The sequence below is a fragment of the Hydrogenophaga sp. Root209 genome, from assembly GCF_001428625.1.
Classification (GTDB): domain Bacteria; phylum Pseudomonadota; class Gammaproteobacteria; order Burkholderiales; family Burkholderiaceae_C; genus Hydrogenophaga.
Window position 1 is genome coordinate 1 of sequence record NZ_LMIE01000018.1, and the last position, 7717, is coordinate 7717.

Below are 7717 nucleotides of genomic sequence, written 5' to 3' on the forward strand. Positions count from 1 at the left end.
GCGCATCTTCTCTCGCTTTGAGAAACTCGATGCGATGTTCTTGGGCTTCCTCAGCTTCGTGCTCGTGGCAGATGGGCTTCGCAGTTTGTGTTAACAGGCCCTGGTTTTCTTGACTCGATGCATGACGTCGTAACGTGCCAACCTATGGCTGATGGCCTCGACGCTCTGTTGCGAAATACCCCAGCGCCAGCACAGGTAGCGCGAACCCGATCCACGATGCCAGTCCCCATCCCCCTTGCGCATAGGCCCAGCCACCCAGCGCCGAGCCAATGGCACCGCCGATAAAGAAGGTGGTCATGTACAGCCCATTGAGCCGTGCGCGAAACTCAGCGCCCAGCCCAAAGATGGCGCGCTGTCCCAATGTCATGTTGGCCGCTACCCCGAAGTCCAGCACGATAGCGGCTGCGACCAACAGACCCAGCGCCCAAGCTGAACCCGGCGCCGCGACGTGAGTCATCAGAAAACCAACCGCTACTGCGAGCATGGCCAGTCCCGTGGCCGGACGACTCCAACCTCGGTCTGCCATCCGACCGGCAATGGGCGCAGCAATGGCACCGGCGACACCGGCCAGCGCGAACAGGGCAATTCCGCCTTGCGAGAGCCGGAACTCGGGGCCGGCCAGCAACAGGGGCGTCGTTGTCCAGAACAGGCTGAAGGCAGCGAATAGGCCCGCGTGATAGAGCGCGCGTCTACGCAACACAGGCGTGGTGCGGGCCAACTGGACCATGGACGCCAGCAACGCGCCATATCGCAGCTGTCCAGCTGGTTTGCGCAGCGGCAGCGTCCAAGCCAACACCACGGCGAGAAGCAGCATGGCCGCGGCCGAGATAAAGAACACCATATGCCATGACGAGAGCTGGGTAATGAAACTCGACACCGGCCGTGCCAACATGATGCCCAGCATCAAGCCGCTCATCACGTTGCCCACCACGCGCCCGCGCACCGCCTCCGGTGCCAGATGCGCGGCGTAGGGCACCAGCACCTGCACCGCTACTGTGCCCACACCAATGCACAAAGCCGAGAGCAAGAACGGCAGCGGATGACTGGACAACCCAGCACCGGTCAACGCCAGCGCGGCAATGCCCAGCAGGATCAGCGTCAACCGACGGTTCTCGACCAGATCGCCCAATGGCACGATCAGCAGCAGGCCAAGACCGTAGCCAATCTGGGTCAAGGTCACGATCAGACCGGTCGCTTCGGCAGAGAGCCCGAGCGCCGCACTGATCGGTCCAGCCAGCGGCTGGGCGTAGTAGACATTGGCCGCCGTCAGGCCGCAGGCGGCGGCCAGCAGCAATGTCAACCACGGCGAGACTGCTTTGTGTTCAGTACCGGCAACGGTCAGGGATGCAGGAGTAGTCATCAAGGTCTTCAAATAAGGGAACAAAAATGTCCAAAATAGGCAAAAAATGTCAATCGAGTAATTTCAACGCGGCATCGGCCACGGCTTGCATGTCTTTCTTGCTACGACCGGCCTTGCCGACTACGCGCATACCTTGGAGTAGGCACAGCATCAGACGCGCCGTCGTTTGGTCATCGATAGAAGCGGCAATCGAGCCATCGGCTTGTCCTTGGCGTATCAACCCACCCAGTAGGGTTTCGCTTCTTTCTAGTGAACCGGTCACCCGCTGGGCGATTTCGGTGTCGAAGGTAGCCAGTTCGGCAGCACCGCCGATTACCAGGCATCCACGCCGCCCTTCGGCACCATGAGATGACGCCGCAAAGAAATCTATGGCGTGTCGCAGTTTTTCGCGACCGTTTTGGCCTTTGTCGATGGCGGCTCTGAGCTGAGCATCACGCACGGCCTTATAACGATCAAACGCGGCCAGGAACACTGCGCGCTTGTCCTTAAACGCCTTGTAGACGCTGCCCGAGGTGAGTTCCATCGCAGTGGTCAGGTCGGCGACGGAAGTAGCGTGATAACCGCGCTCGCAGAACACGCCTACGGCTTTGTCCAGCGCTTCGTCCATGTCGAATTCACGTGGGCGGCCTCGACTTCTGGATACCTGTGCTGCGCTTGTGAGGATGGAATGCATGGCCTCATTATAGAGAATAGATATTCCCTAAATTAAGGAAATTTGAGGCTTACGACAGTCAATGCTCAAGCAGGCTATTTGTTTAGGGGCTTAGTGCTACTCCGGCCCGTTCTATTCAGCCCCACTTATGGCGGCTCTTGGGCGATGGCGGGTGCAACCTTCATCGAAGTCATCGCCACATTGCCAACCAACAACCTGTGGCCAGCAGTGACCGGTCTGGAGCAAGCAGATCGAAAAGTTGTGTGACGGCAGTCAGTCGAGGCTGTGTGAAAGCGCTTGAATTGGCCGATGTGATCACCTATGGTTCGACAACGCGACTTTAGGTGGGCCATATGAAGCGATTCATCGAGGGCGAGGAGCGCGGTCAGGTCACGCTGCTGCCGGAGTGCTTGGACGACCACATCGCAGACGACAACCCGGTGCGGGTCGTCGATGTCTTCGTCGATGAGCTGAAATTGCACCAGCTCGGCTTCGACGGTGTGAAGCCCGCATCGACTGGCCGACCGTCCTGCCACCCTGCAGTGCTGCTGAAGATCTACATCTACGGCTACCTCAACCAAGTCCAATCGAGCCGGCGCCTGGAGCGTGAGGCTCAGCGCAACGTCGAGCTGATGTGGTTGACCGGCCGCCTGACACCAGACTTCAAGACCATCGCTGACTTCCGCAAGGATCATGGAGACGCGATTCGCAAGGTTTGTCGCGAGTTCGTCCTGTTGTGCCGGCGGCTCAAGCTGTTGGGGGTACTTCCGAAGCGGACGTTCAACGTTTCACGTAAGCGGCGTGCCGAAGGCGCGTCCGTTTGAAGGAATGGTTCGGCATCAGCGCGTTCCTGCGACAAAGCAAGTCGGTTCAAAGTGACGAGAACGCATCATGAATGTCAATGGCAAGCGCACGAGGCTGTTCCAGCGCTGCAAAGTGCCCACCGACTGGCATTTCAGTCCACCTGGCGACGTTAAACAGGCGCTCTGCCCACTCGCGCGGCGGGTTGACGATCTCCTTGGGAAAGCGCGCGTAGGAAAGCGGCGGGATGATCCGCTCGCCAGAGTCGAATCTAAGAGGCTGACGGGAGTTTTCTTCATACATGCGCAGCGTGGATGCGACGTTGCCGGAGAACCAGTAGACCGACACGTTTGTCAACAGTTCGTCAAGTTCAAACCTCTGCGTCAGTTCATTGTCCCCGTCGCTCCAGGCGAAGAATTCTTCAAGCAGCCAGCCAGCCAAGCCGACGGGTGAATCGGTCAAGGCGTACGCCAGGGTCTGCGGCCTGTTGACTGAACATGGCTGTAGCCACCCTCTCGCTCGGCCCAACGGGTGCGGGCGGCAAGCCACTCAGTTTCTGCTGCAGAGAGCGGTCGCTCAGACTCGGTCAGCGGTGGCTGGAAGCTACCCGAGATGAAGTTGAGGTGGAGTGCCCGCACAGCTTGCGGGTAGAGACGCGCCAGCCAAGTACTGACACTGGAACCGATGTCCCCGCCTTGTGCAAAGTAGATTGAATAGCCAAGCTCCGTCATCAGCCTGTGCCAGAGCGTAGCGACTACGCGGCTATTCGTGCCTGGACTGGCGGGGGCCTGCGAAAATCCGAAACCGGGCAGGGAGGGGACGATCACATCAAAAGAACGATGCCCGGGCAACCCATTGTTCGCAGGATCGGTCAGCATCGGGGTGATTTTGTACATCTCGACGAACGAACCTGGCCAGCCGTGCGTGAGCACGATGGGACGTGATCCGCGATCAACGCCTTTTACGTGCAGGTAGTGCACAGCTCGCCCGCCCATCTCTATAGTGAACTGGGGGAGGGCGTTCAGCCTGCGCTCCGCATCTCGCCAATCAAAGCGATCGCGCCAGTACTCCAGAACATCTCGCAGCACCCTGAGCGGCATACCGGATGCCCATGTGCCGTCGCCAACGTCATCGGGCCATCTGGTCATGTCAAGGCGACGAGCGAGGTCAGCAACGGCGGCGTCTGAAGCATTGACTGTGAATGGCGCAATTTTCATTGCGATCTCCGAGTGAGTGTTGGCGCCGATTGCGGCGAAACCCCGGGATCGGAATGGGGCCTCACCGAGCGGTTCGTATCTGGGTCCGCACCACTGAACAACGGGTGCAACATGGTCGGACTCCGGCGACGCCTCATGAGGCTGGACGTTGCGCAGTGCGTCGTAGCGCTGCAGGTTGGCCAGTGGCGGAGTGTTGAGCGTGAGCATCGTTGCCACTGGTGGCTCGGGCATTCGTGGAGCACGTGGGGGCACGGCGGGGATCCACGGCTCATCGGAATGCGTGATGCCAACGATCACGATTCATTTGTCGAACACGATCAGGTCCTTGAAGATCAGTTGGCCCCAGCTCTTTCCGCGCGCCTGCACAAGTAGTCCACCTTCGGACAGGCCGCCGAGTTCGATCGGGGAGAAGCCGAGCTTTTCCGCAAGCGCACCGATCTCCGCTGCGGCCTTGGCATCGTCGCTCGCCAGGAACACGACTCTCCTGCCACCATGGACGGCTGGATCCTTTTCGAGGACGCCAGCGACCAAATGGTTAAAGCCCTTGACCAGTTTGGCGCCAGTGAATGCCTGTGCGACAGCCTTGGCAGAGGACTGGTCCACCAGTTCATCAGTGGGCGCGCCATAGGCATTGGTCACATCCACGATGGTCTTTCCCTTCCACGTCGGCAGCGCCTTCGCGACATCCTTGTGTGACTCGAAACGGACTGCCAAGAAGACGATGTCTGCCTTGACGGCTTCGGCCATTGTTTTGGGAATGATCTTGGGTCCGATCGCAGCTGCGGCGGCTGCAGAGCTTTGCGGGTCGCGCGTGGTTGCAACGGAGACTTCGATGCCGCTTCGGGCGAATGCCCTGGCCAGGGCTTGGCCGATCTGGCCGAAGCCAATGATTGAGTAGTTCATAGGTTGTCCTTCGGTTGATCAGAGTTGCGCCAGGCCGCCGTCGACGGCGATCTCGCTGGCGGTCATGAAGCTGCTGTCCGACGATGCGAGAAACGCAGCGACCGCCCCGATCTCGGCAGGATCGGCCATGCGCTGGAGCGGTGTCATCGCGGCGTAGGCTTTCTGGCCCTCTTCGCCCAGCGCTGTCTTTGCGAGTTCGGTCGCAGTCGCGCCGGGCGACAGCACGTTGACCCGGATGCCGGTGCCCTTCAGGTCTTCCGCCCAGGTCCGCGCGAGGTTGCGCACGGCCGCCTTGCTCGCGCTGTACGCGCTCATGGTCGAAGCGCCCGTGGTGCCGGCGCTCGATCCGGTCAGGATGATCGATGCGCCCTTGCCCATCAACGGCAGCGCCTTCTGAACCGTGAAGATCGTGCCCTTCACATTGGTGTCGAAAGTTTCATCGATGTGCTCGGCGGTGATCTTGCCAAGTGCAAGCGGGCCTCCTGTCCCGGCATTGGCGAAGACGATGTCTAGGGTTCCGCGCTCGGCCTTCACCGCTGCGTAGAGTCGGTCAAGGTCGCCTTCATCGGAGACCGAGCCCTTCACCGCGCGGGCGTTCGGTCCGAGCTCGGCCACCGCAGCGTCGAGGTGCTCCTGCCGGCGGCCGAAGATGAAGACGAAAGCCCCCTCCTCGATGAAGCGCTTCGCTGCGGCGTGGCCAATGCCGGTTGCGCCTCCGGTGATCACGGCGGTCTTTCCATTCAGTCTGGTCATGTCATGCATCCTTCTAGGGTTGTAGCGCCTCAAGTGGAGACGAGGTATCATTTGGATCAGCGATCCGAATCCGAGTAACAAAAACGGATCACTGGTTCGATTATTCGGATCATTGATCCGTTTGTCAAGGTTCTTTATGCGCGCCGACGCCAGAAAAAATTACAGCCGACTGCTTGCGGTAGCACGCGAGGTCGTCACCGAGCATGGCGCCGATGCGTCGATGCGAGATATCGCCCGTCGAGCCGAAGTCGGGTTGGCAACACTGCTACGTCATTTCCCGACGCGAGAAGGATTGTTCGAAGCGCTGCTGCGTGAAAATCTGGATGCGCTGACGCAGAAGGCAAGCGAACTTGAAACGTCGAGTCCACCCGACGACGCCCTCGAGTCCTGGTTTCGTGAAGGGGTGGCGTTCGTTGGCAGCTACAGCGGCGTTGTGGCTTTGATGGCAAGTGCCCACGCGGATCCGGACTCCGCGCTCTACGCGCCATGCATGGCGGTGCGCTCAGCGGGCGCTCGACTGCTGCTCCGTGCTCAGGACAAGGGCACGGCGCGCGCTGATATGGATGCGGACGACCTGTTCGCCTTGATGTCGGCGCTCGGTTGGCTTGTCGGTCAACACGCGTTCGCCTCGCGGGCCGACCATCTCCTTCGCATCGTTGCGAGCGCCATCCTGACAAATCGGTCGAGCAGCAATGTTGAGAGGCAAGCTGCTGAGTTAAATCGGTGATCGGATGCCCAACGGCACTCACTTTTTTTGGGAGCACACGTCTCCGTAAGCATCGAAACTTAGAACAAGTGTCTATCCCAACGAAAGCCAGCGTTGGCGTTCGATCTCCCAAGACACTTCGCCGCCGCGCACCGTGGCGACCTACTGCTGACCCAGCCGCGGCTCGATCATCGGCCTCCACGGCACCAAGCTGAACCCCAAGCCGTCATCGAGCTTCGCATTGAGCCCGCCGGCGAGAAGAACGCTACTCCGGAAGATGCGGGTGCCATCGAATGCCAGTGATTGAACCGCCTACATGGTCCGCCCGAGGAAAACTTGTTCTCCTCGGGCGGACCATGTAGGCAGTTCAGATGTCGCGCTCCTGCTGAACCAGACGCAGTTGACGGCGCAGCCGTACCAACTCCTCGCGCTCGGCGGTGATCAAACCTTCCTTGCCCGGCAACGGCTTGCCGCTGTCAATGACGGCTTGACCGACCCAGTTGGTGATGGACTGTGCGGTGACGTTGAACTCGCGCGAGAGCTCCGCTGGAGAGCGACCAGCTCGAACGAGCTCGACCATTTGTTGACGGAATTCCGCCGGGTACGATGGTCTGACTTTGGACATTTGCGACTCCTTGAACACAAAGAATGATGTGTCCACGGACTCGGGTCAACTCCAGCCTCTTCTGAATGTGCGGACTGATAAATGAACTCAGCTGTTGAGCAGGTTGGCGACTTCCTCAAGAAAGTAGCGCGTTTTGCAGTGCTTCGCGGTTGGGGGCAATGTTCAGACGTTCGTAGATCACTTGCACGTACTCTGGGACTGTGTGCCGGCTGATCCCGAGCCGCTCGGAGATCTCACTGACCGTCAAACCCTCGCTGAACAAGAGGGCAACCTGCTGTTGCCTGGGAGCGAGATCAAGTCGATGCAGGCCAGTCCAAGCCTTCAATGCTCGCGGAATGTAGTGCCGGACCCTGATACCGATGGCACTCTGCCCGGGACCAGCCAGCCACGATCCCCTGAAAACAAAACGCCCCCAGCCGTTGCTGCATTCGAAAAACGAGGGCCCTGCCTCGTGCCCTTCAAACACCGCAACGAGTCTGTGATGCAGACGTCTGAGGATAGGTGTGGTGTTGTGCAGATCGAGATGGATCAGGGCGTTGCGATCGATTCGGTCATGACTTGCCATCCAAAGCAGCCTTCGAGCACCGTTGTCCTGAAAGAGAAGAGCCCCGATGGCCAGGTCAAATTCCCCCACCCTTGGCCACCCCAAATTCCCCCAGGCAGGACGGTCGGATTATGACGACTCGGGTGTGATGGCGAT

8 protein-coding genes and 4 pseudogenes are annotated in these 7717 nt (G+C 59.8%); 3 read left to right on the forward strand and 9 right to left on the reverse strand.

From position 1 onward, the window contains the following. Nucleotides 1-94: pseudogene (locus tag ASE11_RS11395) on the forward strand (IS5/IS1182 family transposase); the annotation flags it as partial. 48 nt (nucleotides 95-142) lie between these two features. Here ASE11_RS11395 and ASE11_RS11400 read toward each other — a convergent pair. Continuing rightward, on the reverse strand, nucleotides 143-1360 hold the full coding sequence (locus ASE11_RS11400) for an MFS transporter (protein WP_056270947.1): 1218 nt from the start codon (nucleotides 1358-1360) through the stop codon (nucleotides 143-145). 49 nt (nucleotides 1361-1409) lie between these two features. Then, nucleotides 1410-2033: a TetR/AcrR family transcriptional regulator gene (locus ASE11_RS11405; protein WP_235501264.1), complete on the reverse strand. Its 624-nt coding sequence runs from the start codon at nucleotides 2031-2033 to the stop codon at nucleotides 1410-1412. A gap of 332 nt (nucleotides 2034-2365) precedes the next feature. Between ASE11_RS11405 and ASE11_RS11410 the strand changes: the two are divergent. Then, nucleotides 2366-2767 (forward strand): annotated as a pseudogene (locus ASE11_RS11410) (transposase); the annotation flags it as partial. A 115-nt stretch (nucleotides 2768-2882) separates the two neighbouring features. Here the strand turns inward: ASE11_RS11410 and ASE11_RS26590 are convergent. The 4 genes from ASE11_RS26590 to ASE11_RS11425 form a co-directional block, all read right to left on the reverse strand. Continuing rightward, nucleotides 2883-3275: an alpha/beta fold hydrolase gene (locus ASE11_RS26590; RefSeq protein WP_235501265.1), complete on the reverse strand. Its 393-nt coding sequence runs from the start codon at nucleotides 3273-3275 to the stop codon at nucleotides 2883-2885. Continuing rightward, nucleotides 3272-4030 (reverse strand): epoxide hydrolase family protein, encoded by a 759-nt coding sequence (locus ASE11_RS11415; protein ID WP_235501266.1) that lies wholly within the window; start codon nucleotides 4028-4030, stop codon nucleotides 3272-3274. The genes ASE11_RS26590 and ASE11_RS11415 overlap by 4 nt, the downstream gene beginning before the upstream one ends. 300 nt (nucleotides 4031-4330) lie before the next feature. Next, nucleotides 4331-4933 (reverse strand): NADPH-dependent F420 reductase, encoded by a 603-nt coding sequence (locus ASE11_RS11420; protein ID WP_056270956.1) that lies wholly within the window; start codon nucleotides 4931-4933, stop codon nucleotides 4331-4333. A gap of 18 nt (nucleotides 4934-4951) precedes the next feature. Continuing rightward, nucleotides 4952-5686 carry an SDR family NAD(P)-dependent oxidoreductase gene (locus ASE11_RS11425; protein ID WP_056270966.1) on the reverse strand — a complete coding sequence of 245 codons (735 nt, stop codon included), beginning with the start codon at nucleotides 5684-5686 and terminating at the stop codon, nucleotides 4952-4954. Between the two features lie 136 nt (nucleotides 5687-5822). On the opposite strand from ASE11_RS11425, the gene ASE11_RS11430 reads away from it, so the two are divergent. Continuing rightward, nucleotides 5823-6413: a TetR/AcrR family transcriptional regulator gene (locus tag ASE11_RS11430; RefSeq protein WP_056270960.1), complete on the forward strand. Its 591-nt coding sequence runs from the start codon at nucleotides 5823-5825 to the stop codon at nucleotides 6411-6413. 72 nt (nucleotides 6414-6485) lie between these two features. Here ASE11_RS11430 and ASE11_RS26595 read toward each other — a convergent pair. The 3 genes and pseudogenes from ASE11_RS26595 to ASE11_RS11440 form a co-directional block, all read right to left on the reverse strand. Beyond that, nucleotides 6486-6683 (reverse strand): annotated as a pseudogene (locus tag ASE11_RS26595) (DUF3363 domain-containing protein); the annotation flags it as partial. A gap of 79 nt (nucleotides 6684-6762) precedes the next feature. Further along, a pseudogene (locus ASE11_RS11435) lies at nucleotides 6763-7017 on the reverse strand (IS3 family transposase); the annotation flags it as partial. A gap of 115 nt (nucleotides 7018-7132) precedes the next feature. Beyond that, nucleotides 7133-7582, reverse strand: coding sequence for a helix-turn-helix transcriptional regulator (locus ASE11_RS11440; RefSeq protein WP_156406324.1), 450 nt, complete (start codon nucleotides 7580-7582; stop codon nucleotides 7133-7135). Nucleotides 7583-7717 lie beyond the last annotated feature (135 nt).